The 17,858-nt window shown below is 39.9% G+C and carries 13 protein-coding genes; 2 read left to right on the plus strand and 11 right to left on the minus strand.

What is annotated here, in order from left to right; all coding sequences use genetic code 11:
* Positions 1-3: 3 nt before the first annotated feature.
* Both uvrA and uvrB read right to left on the minus strand, forming a co-directional pair.
* Positions 4-2,820: an excinuclease ABC subunit UvrA gene (gene uvrA / locus IGI68_RS11290; RefSeq protein WP_273231865.1), complete on the minus strand. Its 2,817-nt coding sequence runs from the start codon at positions 2,818-2,820 to the stop codon at positions 4-6.
* A gap of 15 nt (positions 2,821-2,835) precedes the next feature.
* Positions 2,836-4,821 carry an excinuclease ABC subunit UvrB gene (uvrB, locus tag IGI68_RS11295; RefSeq protein WP_438732920.1) on the minus strand — a complete coding sequence of 662 codons (1,986 nt, stop codon included), beginning with the start codon at positions 4,819-4,821 and terminating at the stop codon, positions 2,836-2,838.
* Positions 4,822-5,059: 238 nt separating this feature from the next.
* Here uvrB and IGI68_RS11300 point away from each other — a divergent pair, with 238 nt between their 5' ends.
* Positions 5,060-7,204, plus strand: a complete 2,145-nt coding sequence (locus tag IGI68_RS11300; RefSeq protein ID WP_438732922.1) for an amino acid ABC transporter substrate-binding protein/permease — start codon at positions 5,060-5,062, stop codon at positions 7,202-7,204.
* A 1-nt stretch (position 7,205) separates the two neighbouring features.
* Positions 7,206-7,943, plus strand: coding sequence for an amino acid ABC transporter ATP-binding protein (locus IGI68_RS11305; RefSeq protein WP_071875686.1), 738 nt, complete (start codon positions 7,206-7,208; stop codon positions 7,941-7,943).
* A gap of 234 nt (positions 7,944-8,177) precedes the next feature.
* Here IGI68_RS11305 and dnaJ read toward each other — a convergent pair whose 3' ends face one another.
* From dnaJ to ribF, 9 genes are all read right to left on the minus strand, one after another.
* Complete coding sequence (gene dnaJ, locus IGI68_RS11310; protein ID WP_438732925.1) at positions 8,178-9,329, minus strand: molecular chaperone DnaJ; 1,152 nt, start codon at positions 9,327-9,329, stop codon at positions 8,178-8,180.
* 134 nt (positions 9,330-9,463) lie between these two features.
* Positions 9,464-11,287 carry a molecular chaperone DnaK gene (dnaK, locus tag IGI68_RS11315; protein WP_071875596.1) on the minus strand — a complete coding sequence of 608 codons (1,824 nt, stop codon included), beginning with the start codon at positions 11,285-11,287 and terminating at the stop codon, positions 9,464-9,466.
* A gap of 35 nt (positions 11,288-11,322) precedes the next feature.
* Positions 11,323-11,880: a nucleotide exchange factor GrpE gene (gene grpE / locus IGI68_RS11320; protein WP_438733299.1), complete on the minus strand. Its 558-nt coding sequence runs from the start codon at positions 11,878-11,880 to the stop codon at positions 11,323-11,325.
* Positions 11,881-11,939: 59 nt separating this feature from the next.
* Complete coding sequence (gene hrcA, locus IGI68_RS11325) at positions 11,940-12,983, minus strand: heat-inducible transcriptional repressor HrcA (protein WP_438732927.1); 1,044 nt, start codon at positions 12,981-12,983, stop codon at positions 11,940-11,942.
* 130 nt (positions 12,984-13,113) lie between these two features.
* Entirely contained in the window at positions 13,114-14,286 is a 1,173-nt protein-coding gene (hemW, locus tag IGI68_RS11330; protein WP_438732929.1) for a radical SAM family heme chaperone HemW, read from the minus strand.
* Positions 14,287-14,398: 112 nt separating this feature from the next.
* Positions 14,399-15,340 carry a LacI family DNA-binding transcriptional regulator gene (locus IGI68_RS11335; protein ID WP_438732931.1) on the minus strand — a complete coding sequence of 314 codons (942 nt, stop codon included), beginning with the start codon at positions 15,338-15,340 and terminating at the stop codon, positions 14,399-14,401.
* A gap of 148 nt (positions 15,341-15,488) precedes the next feature.
* Positions 15,489-16,169: a phosphoribosylaminoimidazolesuccinocarboxamide synthase gene (locus IGI68_RS11340; protein ID WP_438732933.1), complete on the minus strand. Its 681-nt coding sequence runs from the start codon at positions 16,167-16,169 to the stop codon at positions 15,489-15,491.
* A gap of 130 nt (positions 16,170-16,299) precedes the next feature.
* Positions 16,300-16,866 carry a methylated-DNA--[protein]-cysteine S-methyltransferase gene (locus tag IGI68_RS11345; protein WP_438732935.1) on the minus strand — a complete coding sequence of 189 codons (567 nt, stop codon included), beginning with the start codon at positions 16,864-16,866 and terminating at the stop codon, positions 16,300-16,302.
* A 51-nt stretch (positions 16,867-16,917) separates the two neighbouring features.
* Entirely contained in the window at positions 16,918-17,856 is a 939-nt protein-coding gene (ribF, locus tag IGI68_RS11350) for a riboflavin biosynthesis protein RibF (protein ID WP_071875602.1), read from the minus strand.
* Positions 17,857-17,858 lie beyond the last annotated feature (2 nt).

A 17,858-nucleotide genomic window follows, 5' to 3' on the forward strand; every position in this document is an offset into this window, starting at 1 on the left:
TTGTTATAGCACTCGTTTTAAGTATTGACCGGTATAACTCTCGTCTACAGCTGCCACCTCTTCGGGTGTTCCAATGGCTAAAATCGTTCCCCCGCCATCGCCACCTTCAGGCCCTAAATCAATTAAATGATCGGCTGATTTTATGACGTCTAAATTATGTTCAATCACTAAGACCGTGTTTCCTTGTTCGACGAGTCGATCAAGGACAAGCAAAAGTTTGGCAATATCTTCCGTATGCAGTCCCGTCGTTGGTTCATCTAAGATATATAGACTCTTTCCGTGCGATTTCTTATGGAGCTCGCTGGCTAACTTCATTCGTTGCGCTTCTCCGCCCGAAAGCGTCGTTGCCGGTTGCCCTAGCGTGACATATCCGAGCCCAACATCGACAATCGTCTGTAATTTCCGATTGATTTTCGGAATCGCTTTAAAGAAATCAACCGCATCTTCCACGGTTAAATCAAGAATTTCTGAAATATTCTTTCCTTTGTAACGGACTTCTAATGTTTCTGAATTGTATCGTTTTCCTTGGCACACTTCGCATGGAACATAAACGTCAGGTAAAAAGTGCATCTCAATTTTTAAGATTCCGTCGCCTTTACATGCTTCACAGCGGCCACCTTTGACGTTAAAACTAAAGCGTCCTTTTTTGTAGCCACGGACTTTTGCTTCATTCGTTGCGGCAAATAAATCGCGAATATCATCAAATACACTCGTATACGTAGCCGGATTACTGCGTGGTGTACGACCAATCGGACTTTGGTCAATATCGATCAAGCGTTCAATCTGTTTTTCACCAGTCAATCGTTTAAATTTCCCGGGTTTATTCGAATTACGATTCAACTTTTGCGCTAAAGCTTTTTTCAAAATATCATTCACTAACGTCGATTTCCCAGAACCGGAAACCCCTGTCACCGCAATAAACTTACCAAGAGGAAAGCTGACATCAATATTTTTCAAATTATTTTCCGTCGCACCAGTGATTGTTATTTCTTGACCATTTCCTTGGCGACGCTCTTTAGGGACCGGAATCACTCGTTTTCCTGACAAGTATTGGCCCGTTAAGGAATCAGGATTGTCAATCACTTCTTGCGGTGTGCCACAAGCCACAATTTCACCACCTGCATGACCGGCACCTGGCCCAATATCGATTAAATAATCCGCCGCTCGCATCGTGTCTTCGTCATGTTCGACGACAATGAGTGTATTGCCTAAATCACGCATTTTTCGTAAAGACTCTAACAAGCGATCATTGTCGCGTTGGTGCAAACCAATTGATGGTTCATCCAAAATATACAAGACACCCGATAAATTGGAGCCAATTTGAGTCGCTAAGCGAATCCGCTGCGCTTCACCACCTGAAAGACTACCAGACGCTCGGCTAAGCGTTAAGTAATCCAGGCCAACGTTTTGTAAGAAACTTAAGCGATCTTGAATTTCTTTCGTAATCGGTTTTGCAATCATTTTTTCTTGTTCTGATAACTCCAAACCTTCAATCAATTGGACCGCTTGGTGAATGGATAACTCGCTCATTTCACCAATATGGGTGCCGTTAATTTTCACGGAAAGTGCTTGCGGATTCAAACGATAGCCATGACAACTTTGACACGTTAACTCGCGCATATATAAACGCATTTGTTCACGCGTATAGTCACTATTCGTCTCATGGTACCGGCGATTAATGTTGGTTAACACCCCTTCAAAAGGAACCTCCACATCACGCACGCCTCCAAAATCATTTTCGTAATGAAAGTGGAAATTCTCCCCATTTGACCCATTCAAAATTAAGGTACGCTGTTCTTCTGGTAGATCTTCAAAAGGTGTATCCATATCAATATGAAATTCCGCACATGCTTGTTCAAGCATTTGAGGATAGTACTGCGAACTAATCGGATTCCAAGGAACAAGCGCTCCTTGACGTAATGTTTTTGTTGGATCCGGCACCACAAGATCAATATCTACTTCTAATTTCATCCCTAAGCCATCACAATCCCCACAAGCGCCAAATGGGGCATTAAATGAAAAGAGACGGGGCTCTAACTCGCCTACGGTAAAACCACAATACGGACAAGCATAATGTTCACTAAACAATAATTCTTCACCACCGATGACATCGACTAATGCATACCCTTCCGCTAAACGGAGTGCATTTTCCAACGAGTCAAACAAACGAGAGCGGATGCCTTCTTTTAAAACAATTCGGTCAATAATAATGGCAATATCATGTTTTTTATTCTTCTCTAATTCAGGAACATCGCTAATGTCATAGACTTCGCCATTCACACGTACCCGAACATACCCTTCGCGTTGGATCATTTCGAAAATTCGTTTGTGTTGGCCCTTTTTTTGGGTGACGATTGGCGCTAAAATTTGCAACCGGCTTTTTTCCGGTAAAGCAAGGACTTGATCGACCATTTGTTCCACCGATTGGCTGGAGATCTCAGTTTGATCATTGGGACAAATCGGGTGTCCGACCCTTGCATACAAGAGCCGTAAATAATCATTAATTTCCGTAACCGTTCCGACAGTCGAACGCGGATTTTTACTAGTTGTTTTTTGGTCAATCGAAATCGCCGGACTTAATCCTTCGATGCTATCAACATCCGGTTTATCCATTTGACCTAGAAACTGACGGGCATACGCAGAAAGGCTTTCAACGTATCGACGTTGCCCCTCAGCATATAATGTATCAAAAGCGAGTGAGCTTTTCCCTGATCCAGATAATCCTGTAATCACAACTAGCTGATCACGAGGAATCGTCACATCAATATTTTTTAAATTATGGGCACGCGCCCCACGAATCACAATTTTATCATTTGCCATAACATCTACTCCTCTTTACACTTTTAGTTCTAAGATCGTATCACGTAAGGTGGCTGCTGTTTCAAAATCTAAGACTTTCGCCGCTTCACGCATTTCTTGTTCTAATTTTACGATTAGTAGCTCTTTTTCTTGTTTTGTTAAATCTTTGTACGATTTTGTTAAGTAGCCTTCTTCTACTTCCGCTACTTTCGAAATCGTGATTAATTTGCGAATATCTTTAATGATTGTTGTTGGAGTAATGCCATGCTTCTTATTATATGCTTCTTGAATGCCGCGACGACGGGCCGTCTCCGCAATCGCTTTTTCCATCGAATCGGTCATTTTATCTGCATACATGATGACTTTTCCGGAAGAATTCCGAGCCGCTCGACCGATTGTTTGGACAAGCGAACGTTCGCTTCGTAAAAATCCTTCTTTATCGGCGTCTAGAATCGCGACTAACGAGACTTCTGGCACATCGATTCCTTCACGCAATAAGTTAATCCCAATTAATACATCGAATTCACCTAAGCGCAAATCACGGATAATTTCAGTCCGTTCCAACGTTTTGATGTCACTATGTAAATATTTCACTTTAATTCCGATATCTTTAAAATAATCGGTTAAATCTTCTGACATTTTTTTAGTTAAGGTCGTAATAAATACCCGCTCATTTTTTTCGACTCGTTCGTTGATTTCTCCTACCAAGTCATCGATTTGCCCCATAATAGGCCGCACTTCTATGACTGGGTCTAATAAGCCTGTTGGTCGAATAATTTGTTGGATGACGCGGTCGGTTTGCTCGTATTCATAAGGTCCCGGTGTGGCCGAAACATAAATAATCTGATGGACATGTTGTTCGAATTCTTCCAAACGTAACGGGCGATTATCAAGTGCAGAAGGCAAGCGAAAGCCATAATCAACTAACATTTGTTTTCTCGCACGGTCGCCATTATACATGCCACGTACTTGAGGCATGGTCGCATGCGACTCATCAATCACCATTAAAAAATCTTCCGGGAAAAAGTCAATGAGCGTATAAGGTGGTTCGCCTTCTTTGCGTCCATCCAAATGGCGAGAATAATTTTCGATACCCGAAGTATAGCCCATCTCGCGGAGCATTTCGATATCATAATTTGTTCGCTGCTCTAATCGTTGCGCTTCTAATAACTGATCATGACTCCTTAGAATAGCTAAACGGGTCGTTAATTCTTCTTGAATGGCGGCGATGGCCGTCTCTAAATGATCTTCGTCGGTCATAAAGTGTGTCGCTGGAAAAATCGAGACGTGTTCCAATTCACTCAACATCTCACCCGTTAAGGCATCGACCTCACGAATGCGATCAATTTCATCACCAAAAAATTCAACGCGTAACGCTCGCTCATCACGAGAAGCAGGGAAAATTTCGATGACATCCCCGCGTACGCGGAAACGTCCGCGCTGAAAATCAATGTCATTGCGCTCGAATTGAATGTCAATTAACCAACGTAATACTTGTTCCCGCGAAACTTCCATTCCTGTTCGCAAGGAAACGACTTGCTTTTGATACTCCATCGGTGAACCAAGTCCGAAGATACACGAAACCGACGCCACCACAATCACATCATTGCGTTCAAGGAGCGAGGATGTTGCCGAGTGACGGAGTTTATCGATTTCATCATTCACGCTTGAATCTTTTTCGATATACGTATCACTTGATGGAACGTAGGCTTCTGGTTGATAATAATCATAATAACTGACAAAATACTCAACGGCATTCTCTGGGAAAAATTCCTTGAATTCGCCATATAATTGCCCAGCCAATGTTTTATTATGAGCCATGATTAAGGTTGGTTTATTGACTTGTTGGATGACATTTGAAATCGTATAGGTTTTTCCTGTACCGGTAGCACCGAGTAGCACTTGTGCTTTTTCATGATGATTAATTCCTTCAACCAATTGTCTAATGGCTTCTGGCTGGTCTCCAGCAGGTTTGTATTTTGATACTAACTTAAATTGACGGGTCGTATCTCTTTCAATCATACGGATGCCTACTTTCTCATTCTATTCTTCAATAGTATTATATTATCATAGCGAACATACTTTCGCTATTTTTTTGTATTGGTTTTACAAGGTTTCATTTTTTCTTAATGAGAGGTTTCATGACATGGATTGTCACTAAAATAGATTAAATTCCCGTTTCTTTCTCTCATTTGCTTGATTATTCTATTTTCTATCAGTTATAATCTTAAAATATATGTTAATTAGGAGGTATTATTACATGAAAAAGAGATTTATTTTTCTATCACTCTTTTCGATGATGCTAATTGGTTTGTTTTCATCAAAGCAAACGGTACTAGCAGAAGACAAAACGTATCAAATTGGAACAGACGTCACCTTTGCACCTTTTGAGTTCCAAAATACCGATAACGAATACGTCGGAATTGATATTGATTTACTAAAAGAAATCGCCGCAGATCAACAATTTGAGGTGAATTTCCGGCCGTTAGGTTTTAACTCTTCCATTCAAGGGGTTATTTCAAACCAATTGGATGGCATGATTGCTGGTATGAGTATTACGGAAGAACGCAAAAAAACATTTGATTTTTCTGATCCTTATTTTGATAGCGGGATCCAAATGGCCGTTCGAACAGACAATGAAACTGTTTCAACTTATGACGATTTAAAAGGAGAAGTAGTTGGCGCCAAAGTTGGAACAGAAAGTGCGACGTTCCTTGCTGAAAACCAAGAAAAATACGGATACGAAATCAAGTTATATGAAGATGCGACCGGTTTATATGGCTCGTTGAAGAACAATGCGTTGATTGCCATTTTTGATGACTTCCCTATTTTAGGTTACGCGATTGCCCAAGGAGAAGAATTCAAGTTAGTTGGAGAACCTGAAAAAGGAAATTCCTATGGGTTTGCGGTAAAAAAAGGTGAAAATGCCGAATTACTTCAAAAGTTCAACGAAGGCTTGGCTAATCTAAAAGCTTCTGGTCGTTACGATGAAATTGTTGCAACGTATATTGTCCAAAGCGAACCAACAAGCGAAATGAAGCAAGTCACACCCAAAAAAGATGTCTACGTGATTGCTAGTGACTCTGCTTTTGCCCCTTTTGAATTCCAAAACGAAAACAATCAATATGTCGGCATCGATGTCGATTTAATGACACGGGCCGCTGAAATGCAAGGCTTTACGATTAAGTTTAATCATATCGGTTTCTCAGGTGCGGTGCAAGCCGTTGAATCCAATCAAGCGGACGGAATGATCGCCGGCATGACGATTACCGATGCTCGGAAACAAGTATTTGACTTCTCTACACCCTATTTTGATAGCGGGATTCAACTCGCAGTAAAAAAAGGAAATACCACTGTCACTTCTTTTGATGATTTAAACGGTAAAAACGTCGGGGCAAAAGTTGGAACAGAAAGCGCGGATTACTTAGAAGCGAATAAAGAGACTTATGGCTACACGATTAAGTATTTCGATGCTGCTGATCAACTATATGATGCGTTACGTGTCGGTGCTGTCGAAGGAATTATGGATGATTATCCCGTAATTGGTTATGCGATTGCTCAAGGGCAAGAAATTGAAACGCCGATTGATCGTATCCCAGGCGGCCAATATGGTTTTGCGGTAAAACAAGGGCAAAATCCAGAACTGCTTGAAATGTTCAACGAAGCGTTAGCGGAAATGAAACGAACCGGGGAATACGATCAAATCCTAGCGACGTATATTCAAGACGGGAAGCCAGCCGAAACGACCGTCGATGAATCAAGTTTTATCGGAATTTTAAAGAATAATTATCAAATCTTATTAAAAGGTTTGGGTAAAACAATACTTCTGACACTGATTTCCTTTGCACTCGCCTTAGTTGTCGGAATCTTCCTAGGTTTGATGAGCGTGTCACCATTTAAAGCATTACGGACAATCGCTTCTCTTTATGTTGATATTATTCGCGGAATTCCAATGATGGTATTAGCTTTATTTATCTATTTCGGTCTTTCGGACGCAATTGGTATGACGATTCCAGACTTCACTGCTGGGATTATCACCTTAACCCTAAACGCAAGTGCGTATATCGCAGAAATCGTTCGTGGAGGTATTAACGCTGTCCCTGTCGGTCAAACCGAAGCGGCTCGCAGTTTAGGACTTTCTTACACCCGAACCATGCAAAAAATCGTCTTACCACAAGCGATTCGGATTATGATTCCTTCATTCGTTAATCAATTCGTTATCTCATTAAAAGATACCACGATTATTTCTGTAATTGGAATCGTCGAATTATTACAAACAGGGAAAATCATTGTGGCGCGCACAATGCAAACGACCAACGTTTATCTAATTATCGCGATTATGTATTTAATTGTCATTACCGCCTTAACGAAACTCGCTAAAGTACTAGAAAAGAGGGTCAATTAAGATGAAAGAAAAAATTATTGTCAAAGACTTAGTCAAAAAATTTGGTGAAAATACAGTTTTAAACAACATTAATACCACGATTAACGAAGGCGATGTGGTCTGCATTATTGGCCCTTCTGGTTCCGGAAAATCAACTTTCTTACGCTGTTTAAACCGTTTGGAAGAAACAACAAGTGGCTCGATTTTAATTAGCGGAGATGATTTGACGGCTGAAAAAACGAATCTTAACCAAATTCGCCAACATATCGGCATGGTGTTTCAACACTTTAATCTCTTCCCACATTTATCGATTTTAGAAAATATTATCTTAGCACCCATGGACTTAAAGAAAATGTCTCGTAAAGAAGCAGAAGCCCAAGCTATTTTACTATTAGAAAGTGTTGGTTTAGCTGACAAAAAAGACGCTTGGCCAGAAAGCCTTTCGGGTGGTCAAAAACAACGGGTGGCGATTGCTCGCGCGCTTGCGATGCAACCAGATATTATGTTGTTTGACGAACCAACTTCGGCACTTGATCCTGAAATGGTTGGCGACGTGTTAAATGTCATGAAACGCTTAGCTAAACAAGGCATGACGATGGTGATCGTGACGCATGAAATGGGCTTTGCCAAAGAAGTTGCAAACCGTGTTATGTTCATTGATGAAGGGAATTTCTTAGAAGATGGAACGCCAGAACAAATCTTCAACAACCCTCAAAACGAACGTACAAAAGACTTCTTAAATAAAGTCTTAAATATCTAATGAACACCGAGTTCACTAAATAGACGAACCAAAGAAACTAGTCCAATTCGACTTTGAATCGGACTAGTTTTTTTGTGTATTCCCTCGAATAATCATTTTTTAGAAATCACTTCAACTTCTGCTAGCGTTTTAATCGTTGATATTTTTTCTTATCCTCCTCAACACTAAAATTTATAAAATCAAAAGAACCTCAGGAAAAAGGCTCCTGAGGTTCTTTTGATTATCAATTATTGATTATTTTTTCTTGTGACCACCGAAGGCATCTTTCACTTTATCAAAAAAACCTTCTGATTGTTCTTCCACCGTCGATTGTCCACTTGTTTTCGCAAAGAGACGCAACGCTTCTTTTTGTTCTTCATTCAAGTTTCTCGGTGTCATTACTTTCACTGTGACTTGTTGATCACCATTACCGCCACCACGTAGACGCGGCGCACCCTTGCCACGCAGACGGAATTTCGTTCCGGTTTGCGTACCAGCAGGAATTTTTAGCTTCACATCGCCATGAACGGTTGGGACATTTACTTCATCACCTAATGCCGCTTGGACAAAGTTTAACGGTAATTCGTAGTATATTTCTCCGCCATCACGATCAAAGAGATTGCTCTCTGCCACATAAAAGACAACGTATAAATCACCATAAGGTCCGCCATTAATACCCGCTTCTCCTTGGCCTGCGAGACGCATTTGTTGACCGTTTTCAACTCCTGCAGGAACATTCACTTTTACGCTATGTGTTTTCTTCTCATGTCCGTTTCCATGACAGGTTGGACATGGTTCTTTGATTTCTTTACCGGTCCCATGACACACATCACATGTTTGACGACTCATAACGCGGCCAAGTGGCGTTTGACGTTCCACATTGACGGTTCCTGAACCATGACACTTGTGACACGTTGTTGGTGAGGTTCCTGGTTTCGCTCCGTTACCGCTACATGTGTGACACGTTTCTTCACGATTGTATTGAATATTTTTTTCAACACCAAAAATCGCTTCTTCAAAACTTAAATTAATCGTGTATTGCAAATCTTCCCCTTGACGAGGCGCGTTAGGATCCATTCTGCGACCACCGCCGCCGCCAAAGAACGATTCAAAAATATCTTCAAAGCCACCGAAGCCACTTGCCCCAGAGAAGCCGCCAAAGCCGCCGCCACCAAAGTTCGGATCAGTTCCTGCATGGCCATATTGGTCATAGGCTGCTCGTTTTTGAGCATCACTTAAAATCTCATACGCTTCTGAAACTTCTTTAAATTTTTGATCTGCATCTGCTTCTTTATTAATATCTGGATGATATTTTTTTGAAAGCTTACGATACGCTTTTTTTATTTCATCGTCTGATGCACCCTTTTGGACACCCAGAATTTCATAATAATCACGTTTTGCTGCCATTGGATTCCCCCCACTTTTCAAACAATTCAAGTCTTTTGTATTTTATCACAAAAGAACAAGAAGAAACATCTTTTTAAAAAAACAATAGAAAAAGCCAAAGTTTGTTGGCTTTGGCTTTTTCAAAGACAACGGGATTAGTCGTTATCTACTTCTTCAAAATCAGCATCAACGATATCATCTGCGCCACCTTGTGCCGCTTCTGGGTCTTGTTCTGCTTGTTGTTGCGCAGCTTGTTCGTACAATTTAACCGTTAAGTTTTGCACGATTTCATTCAATGCATCACGTTTTGTTTTCATTTCTTCAATATTATCTGCTTCAACAGCTGCTTTTAATTCATCACGCGCTGCTTCTGCTTTTTGAACTTCTTCAGCGTCAACTTTGCCTTCTAATTCTTTTAAGGTTTTGTCAACAGTGAATAATAAAGAGTCAACGTCATTACGTAAGTCTACTTCTTCTTTACGTAATTTATCTGCTTCAGCGTTTGCTTCTGCATCTTTCACCATACGTTCAATTTCTTCATCTGTTAAACCTGAAGAAGACTTAATTGTAATAGTTTGTTCTTTTTGCGTACCTAAATCTTTCGCAGAAACATTCACGATACCATTTTTATCAATATCAAATGTTACTTCGATTTGTGGAATTCCACGAGGTGCTGCTGGAATATCTGTTAATTGGAAGCGACCTAATGTTTTATTGTCAGCTGCCATTGGACGTTCACCTTGTAACACGTGAATATCTACTGCTGGTTGGTTGTCTGCTGCTGTTGAGAAGACTTGTGATTTACTTGTTGGAATCGTCGTATTACGATCGATTAATTTTGTAAATACGCCACCCATTGTTTCAATCCCAAGTGATAATGGTGTTACGTCTAGTAATACAACATCTTTCACATCTCCACTAATAACGCCACCTTGGATTGCTGCACCCATTGCAACAACTTCATCTGGGTTTACAGATTTATTCGGTTCTTTACCTGTTTCTTTACGAACTGCTTCTACCACTGAAGGGATACGAGTAGAACCACCAACTAAAATCACTTCATCGATTTCAGATTGAGAAATTCCTGCATCTTTTAATGCTTGACGGACTGGTGTTTTCGTACGTTCCACTAAGTCTGCTGTTAATTCGTCAAATTTCGCACGTGTTAAGGTCATTTCTAAGTGTAATGGACCTGCATCGCCTGCTGTAATAAATGGTAAGCTGATTTGTGTGCTTGTCACACCAGATAAATCTTTTTTCGCTTTTTCAGCAGCATCTTTTAGACGTTGAACGGCCATTTTATCTGCAGATAAGTCAATGCCGTTTTCTTTCTTGAATTCTGCAACCATGTGCGCAATAATTTTTTCATCAAAGTCATCCCCACCTAAGTGGTTATCTCCTGCTGTTGATAATACATCAAATACGCCATCGCCTAATTCAAGGATTGACACGTCAAATGTACCACCACCAAGGTCAAATACTAAGATTTTTTCTTCGCGATCTGTTTTGTCTAAACCATATGCTAACGCTGCAGCAGTTGGCTCATTCACAATACGTTCAACTTCTAAACCAGCAATACGTCCTGCATCTTTTGTTGCTTGACGTTGTGCATCGTTGAAGTATGCAGGAACAGTGATAACGGCTTTATCAACTTTTTCGCCTAAATATTCTTCTGCGAAACCTTTTAAGTATTGTAAGATCATTGCTGACACTTCTTGAGGTGTATAGTTTTTACCATCTACTTCAACACTGTAGCCAGCTTCACCCATGTGACGTTTTACAGAAGAAATTGTATGTGGGTTTGTTACTGCTTGACGTTTTGCAACTTCCCCAACTTGAATTTCACCATTTTTAAATGATACGACAGAAGGTGTTGTACGGTTTCCTTCTGGATTTGTAATAATTTTTGCTTCTCCACCTTCTAATACAGAAACTGCAGAGTTTGTTGTTCCTAAATCGATTCCGATAATTTTACTCATAATAAAAGCTCTCCTTTATTTGTCTATTTAATTTGTTATTGTGCAACGATTACCATGCTTGCGCGTAAAACACGATCTTGTAGTTTGTAGCCTTTTTGTAACACTTCAACAATTGTATCTGCTTCAATATCTTCACTTACAGGAACGATTTGAACAGCTTGATGGATATTTGGATCAAATTTTTCACCTTTAGCTGGAATTTCTTCAATTCCTTCTTCCTTCAAAGCCACATTTAAACTTTCTAAGACCATTTCAACGCCTTTTTTCAAGCTAATGCTTTGTTCGTCCGTTACTTCTGCTGCGATTGCTCTTTCAAGATTATCAATAACAGGTAATAATTTTTTACCTAAGTCTTGTGAGCGATATCTTTGAATCAGTTCTCGTTCATTTCGGTTACGCTGAACGATATTAGCGAGTTCAGCAGAAACGCGTAAAAACTTATCTTCCATTTCATCTAATTTTATTTTAAGTTCATCTACTTCAGAAACTTCTTCGACTTGTGCATCTTCTAGTGCATCCATGTCTTCGACTAGCGTTTCTTCAACCACTTGATTATCAGCAGCGACCTCTTCTACAGGTGTGTCTTCGACGATTTCTTTTTCTTTTGACAATTGACGACCATCCCTTCTAAAATGATGCTTTTTATTGTTACTCACTCACTAGACGAATCTAAAATTCGGTAGTAGTCAGCCAACGTTACTGCAAGTTCTCGACGAAAGACATCGACAAGTCCGAACATCTTGGAGTATGGCATATTCGCAGGCCCCAGTAAGGCAATTGTTCCTTTACCATGTCCTTGAATATCATAACTTGCTTGAATTAAACTCATATTTTCTAACAACTCATGGCCGAGTTCAGATCCAATTTTGATTTGAATCATCGTATTGCGCGGCGCGAGTAACTGAGTTAATTCTTCTGGGTTCTTCATAAAAGAATACATTGATTTAAATTGTACTTTATCCTGACTGCCTTCAAAATCTAACAGATTCATTTGGCCACCAACATAAATTTTTTCTTCAAACAGATGGTTTAACATACGATCAAATAAATCTAAGATCCCTTCTGTTGTCTGAAAATACTTATGGAGGATAATTGGGATTTCTGTTCGCAAGCGATGATAGACCGTGATTAACGGTTCACCGATTAAACGATCATTGATGATTCTGATCATGACTTCTAATTCCTCGCTACGAATATGGCTCGGTAAAGTAAAGACACGATTTTCAACATTCCCTTTATCCGTCACGATAACGGCAACAACTTGTCGATGATTTAAAGGAACTATTTTAAAACTGGTTAAACGCCGCTCGTTCACATCTGGTCCTAAGGCAAGCGCTGTGTAACTCGTTAAACTGGATAAAATCTCAGCCGATTGTTGGATGATATCATTAATTTCGTGGAATTCTTGCCCAAATTCTTGACGTATCCGTTGAATTTCATTCGGATGCGCTTGAACGGGACTTAGTAAATGATCCACGTAATAACGATAACCTTTCATCGAAGGGATTCTACCAGAAGAAGAATGGGTCTTCGACAAGAGTTCCAACTCTTCTAGCAACTTCATCTCATTACGAATTGTAGCGGAGCTCGCCGCAATGCCGCCCTCCATTAATGTTTTCGAACCTACAGGTTGGCCAGTGGTGGTGTAATTTTGAATAATTACACGCAAAATCTCTCCTTGTCTTTCAGTTAACAAATTTATCACCCCTTATTAGCACTCTTTGCTTTTAAGTGCTAATACGATTATAAATATACCACATTTTGAATTCTTGTCAAGCATTTTACCTATTTTTTTAGCACTCTAAAGTTTAGAGTGCTAAAATTAATTATTCTTCTTTATCGAGTAAAAATTTTTCAAAAACATCATTACCGATAAATAATCCTTTCGGGGTTAAACGGAAATAATCCTCTTCCAATACAGCAAGTTGTTGTTGTTGCAGTTCAGCGATCACGGATTGATAGACCGTCGTGAGTTTTTGGTTGAACTTCTCTTCAAATCTGCGAAGCGAGACGCCTTCGATTTTTCTTAATCCTAGAAACATCTCTTCTTCTATTTGATTTGCTCTTGAAATTTCTTCGGTTTCAAAAATGGGTAAGCGTTGCTCTTTTAATGGTTTCATATAGTGTTGAATGGGACCATAATTTTTATAACGTTTCTGATTAAGGTAACCACTTGCTCCCGCACCAAAACCATAATAATGCTCATTATCCCAGTACACTAAATTATGCATCGATTCTTTGCCTTTTTTAGCAAAATTACTGATTTCATATTGGTGATGACCTGATTGTGCCATCGCGATAATTGCTTCTTCAAACATTTGTGTTTCGGCTTCTTGTGTTGGTAACTCAAGACGACCTTGCCGCACCCAATTCATAAACATCGTTTTATTTTCAAGGATGAGCGAATACATCGAGTAATGCGGCAAATCAAAAGCGAGAGCCTTTGTGAGCGTATCACGAAAACTTTCCAGCGTTTGCCCAGGTAGCGCATAGATTAAATCGATACTAACATTATCAAATTGCTTTTTTTCTAATAACTTGATCGTATCATAGACATCTTGCACCGAATGTTTTCGCCCAATTTTCTTTAATAAACGGTCATCAAACGTTTGAACGCCCATCGATAGTCGGTTGACACCGTGCGCTTTGAAAACATCTAATTTCTCCGCCGTTAAATCGCCAGGATTGGCTTCGACTGTAAATTCCTTTGTTGTATGGGTTGGTAAATAGCGATGAATCCCCGTCAGCAAGACATCTAATTGTTTCGCTGTTAAGGAAGTTGGCGTTCCACCTCCAATATAAATCGTTTCGGAGACTTTCGTCGGATGCTTTTCTAATGTCAAACGAATTTCCGTTAACAATGACTGAATATACTCATCGACTGGTTGTCCTTCTAAAAAAACTTTATTGAAATCACAGTAATAACAAATGTGTTCGCAAAAGGGAATGTGAATGTAAGCTGACGTACTTTTTGGATGCGTTTGGTTAATTTCTTTCAATGGTTAAAAACTCCTCAATGACTTTTTCTCAAGATAACAGTGCTCCTTATTATACCACAAAAACCTCACGCCTTATTTAACGAGTACTCAACATGCAAAGGCTGCCGTTCCCTTATTCACGGGCAATAAAGGTCGAACATAACTCGATTTGTGTTTGTTCACACGCACCGATTGCCATTTCTAATGAGCGGTATCCCAAATCATATAAATGATGATCAATCGTTGAAAAATGAAGCAGCTGACTACTCCACTGATTTCCTTGACCAACCATTACAGGCGGTGGACACTTTGCTTGTTGATAGGCCGCTGTTATCCCTGCAGCGACATCATCCACGTTGGCCATAATCCCTTCAACTGATGTCATTCTTGCCAGTCGTTCTCCCAGCAAAAAACCTTCTTCGTACGTCGTCACACCTGAGATTATTTGACTTTCTTTTGGGTATTGCCCAAATACCGCTTGATAGGCCTTGATGACTGCTTGACTCGTGACACTCGCCTCGTATTGACGACTGAGCAACAGAAGGATGTCCTTCTTTCCTTTTAATTGGAACCATCGGAAGGCCTCCTCATAAGCCTCTTGTCGATTAAGATAGACCGCTTGTAAATCTGTTCGTTGAGGGTTTTCGGAACAAATAATGGGACCATATGTTGCATAGTCTACCAATCGGTCTAAATCAACGCCTCTTGAGGTGAAAATCAGTGCATCAAAAGCTTTTCCTCTTAATTGTTCTAAGTATTCCATTTCAACTTTTTCGTCATATTCTGAAGGTAAAAGAACTAAGCGGTAAACCGTTGAAAACGCACAATCAATCATCCCATTTAACATTTCAATAAAATAAGGATGTTTTGTATGCGGCAACACAATCCCAATATGAAAATTTTTCCCTTGGCTTAAATCGCGCGCCAAGTCATTCGGGACATAATCTAACGCTTGAATTGCCGATTCGATGGCCTGACGCGCCTCTTTTGACACGTGCTTTTTTTGATTTAACACTCTTGATACTGTCGATACTGAATAGCCACTTTTTTTGGCGACATCATGAATCGTCGTCATTCTACCCACTCCTCTTTTTTAAAAGACGCTATCGTTTTATTATACGCCAGGACTGCTATTTAATGAAGCATTTGAAGAACGTGATTGCGCTGCTCACTCCTCAGATATATAAAAAAGAACTGAGATTTCTCCCAGCTCTACTTTTTGATTAAAATAAATATTTTTCTAAGTCAAGTGGATAAACAGACTCTTCGCCATTAAAGACGCGCATATTTCCGCCCGATAATTCATCGATAAGCATAATCTCGCCTGGTTTTTCTCCCCGACCAAATTCTAATTTAATATCATAAAGGGTTAACCCTTTTGTTGCCAGTTCTTCTTTGATGAGGTCACAAATACGCTTCGTTTGTTCTTTAATCAGGTCATATTCTGCTTCTGACAAAATCCCTAGCAACACTAAGGCATCTTTACTAATAAAAGGATCTTGACGTTCATCATCTTTAATTGTGATTTCGACGTAGCCATTTAAATCCGCTCCAGATTCAATATAATCTGCGTAACGACGAATAAAGCTTCCGACAGCTTTATAGCGACAAATCACTTCTAAGCCTTGACCAAAAACAACCGCTTTTTTGACATCCATTGATTTTTCTTCTAAATCAGCTGCTAAGAAATGCGTCTGGATCCCTGCTTGATTTAATAATTCGAAAAAGTACTGACTCACTTTTAAACCAGAGCGACCAGACCCTTCAACGGTTAAACCAACTTGGTTTTCACCAGGATCAAACACGCCATCTTTACCGGTCATTTCATCTTTAAACATTAAACGGATGGTTCCATCTTCTTTTTCATAAACATCTTTTGTCTTTCCCTGATAAATTCGTTTCATGAAGCACCTCTTTATGTTCATTTTTTAATGTTTTACAAGAATAGAGTATCACATCAAATACTGAATGAGAAGAGAATACAATAACTTTTTATTCGTTTTTGTAGTTAAAATTCGTGTTTTGCCTAGTTTATTATAGTGAAATCGATTGATTCACGAACTTTGATGCTTCTTTTTGATTTTCAGGAACATGATAGGTTTCAGGCGCCACTTGTTCTAATGCTAATAAGATCAGTTTTCGTTTGATCCCGCCACCGTAACCGGTAATATTCCCACTTTTTCCGATTACACGGTGACAAGGGATGATAATCGAGAGCGGGTTTTTGCCAACGGCCCCTCCTACTGCTTGGGCAGACATTTTTTCTTTGCCCATCCGTTTGGCCATTCTATGAGCAATTTCACCATATGTCATCGTTTCACCATAAGGGATTTCTTGAATGATTTTCCAAACTTCTTGCTGAAAAGGCGTTCCTTTTGGCGCTAATTGAACCTCTACTTGAGACTGTTTACCTTCAAAATAGCGATCCAACCATTCATTGATTGCTTGAAATAAGGGTTGCTTGGTTTGATCCAGTTGTGCCGATTGCTTTTTTTTGTTCCAGTCTTTGGGCGGTGTGTAATCTAAGCGTGTTAGTGAGTCGTTTTCAACCGTTAGATAAAGGGAGCCTACAACCGATTGATATAGCCATTGATAAACCATCATCATCCTTCCTTTCACTTCATTTTGTTGTCAAAAAAAAGAGTGAATCGCTCACTCTTTAAAATAATCACGGGTATCTTGTTCGTCTTTTTTTAATTGCTCAATCAAAGATTCCATCCCATCAAAAGCAACTTGCCCTCTTAAATAATGCAACCAACGAACAGATACTTGCTCGCCATAGATGTTTTGATGAAAATCGAGAATGTATACTTCTACCGTAATCGGTCGATTTTGTTCAAACGTATTGTTACGGCCAATCGATCCCATCGAAGGATACCACTGATTGCCAACTTTTATTTCCGTCACATAAACGCCTTCTTTGGGTAAGCGTGTCGTGCTCTTAATTTTGACATTAGCCGTCGGATAGCCCAGCGTGCGCCCTCGAGCATCGCCGTGTACCACCGTCCCGTCAATACGATAAGGATAACCTAACAATTCTTGGACTGCTCCCATATTGCCGTTTTCTAATTCTTCCCGTATACGTGTCGAACTCACTTTTTCACCTTTCAGCGTTTCCTTTGCAACTGTCACAATTTCAAAACGCTCTTGACTGTAATTTGGCAAACAAGCCATGTTCGCAATCTCTTTTGGTCCATAAGTATAATCAAAACCGGCGACCACAAATTGTGCGTGTAAGCCTACCATATATTGATCCACAAAGTCTTGCGGTTTTAAACTCGCAAAATCGGAAGTGAATTCAATGACATAAAGGTAATCGATGCCTAAAGAAGCCATTAATTCCTTTTTTTGTTCGAGGCTCGTTAAATAGCGCATCTTCTCAGCCGGTTCTTTTTGAAACACGATTGAAGGATGATGATTAAATGTCATTAACGCTAATTTTAATCCTTTTTCTTGAGCGATTTTCCGACCCGTTTCGATTACTTTTTGATGCCCTTTATGGACGCCATCAAAAAATCCTAAGACTAACACGACTGGTTCTGCCGGGATATGGTCGTGATTATAAGGATGACGTATTTCGATTGTTTGCATGC

The sequence above is a fragment of the Enterococcus sp. DIV1314a genome, assembly GCF_051713805.1.
Taxonomy (GTDB): domain Bacteria; phylum Bacillota; class Bacilli; order Lactobacillales; family Enterococcaceae; genus Enterococcus_I; species Enterococcus_I aquimarinus.

Coding starts and splice junctions, on each gene's coding strand:
- uvrB (WP_438732920.1), bottom strand. CDS start 4,821: ATGATTGAAAGAGATACGACCCGTCAATTTAAGTTAGTATCAAAATAC.
- uvrA (WP_273231865.1), bottom strand. CDS start 2,820: ATGGCAAATGATAAAATTGTGATTCGTGGGGCGCGTGCCCATAATTTA.
- dnaK (WP_071875596.1), bottom strand. CDS start 11,287: ATGAGTAAAATTATCGGAATCGATTTAGGAACAACAAACTCTGCAGTT.
- ribF (WP_071875602.1), bottom strand. CDS start 17,856: ATGCAAACAATCGAAATACGTCATCCTTATAATCACGACCATATCCCG.
- IGI68_RS11340 (WP_438732933.1), bottom strand. CDS start 16,169: ATGAAACGAATTTATCAGGGAAAGACAAAAGATGTTTATGAAAAAGAA.
- IGI68_RS11300 (WP_438732922.1), top strand. CDS start 5,060: ATGAAAAAGAGATTTATTTTTCTATCACTCTTTTCGATGATGCTAATT.
- IGI68_RS11345 (WP_438732935.1), bottom strand. CDS start 16,866: ATGGTTTATCAATGGCTATATCAATCGGTTGTAGGCTCCCTTTATCTA.
- IGI68_RS11305 (WP_071875686.1), top strand. CDS start 7,206: ATGAAAGAAAAAATTATTGTCAAAGACTTAGTCAAAAAATTTGGTGAA.
- dnaJ (WP_438732925.1), bottom strand. CDS start 9,329: ATGGCAGCAAAACGTGATTATTATGAAATTCTGGGTGTCCAAAAGGGT.
- IGI68_RS11335 (WP_438732931.1), bottom strand. CDS start 15,340: ATGACGACGATTCATGATGTCGCCAAAAAAAGTGGCTATTCAGTATCG.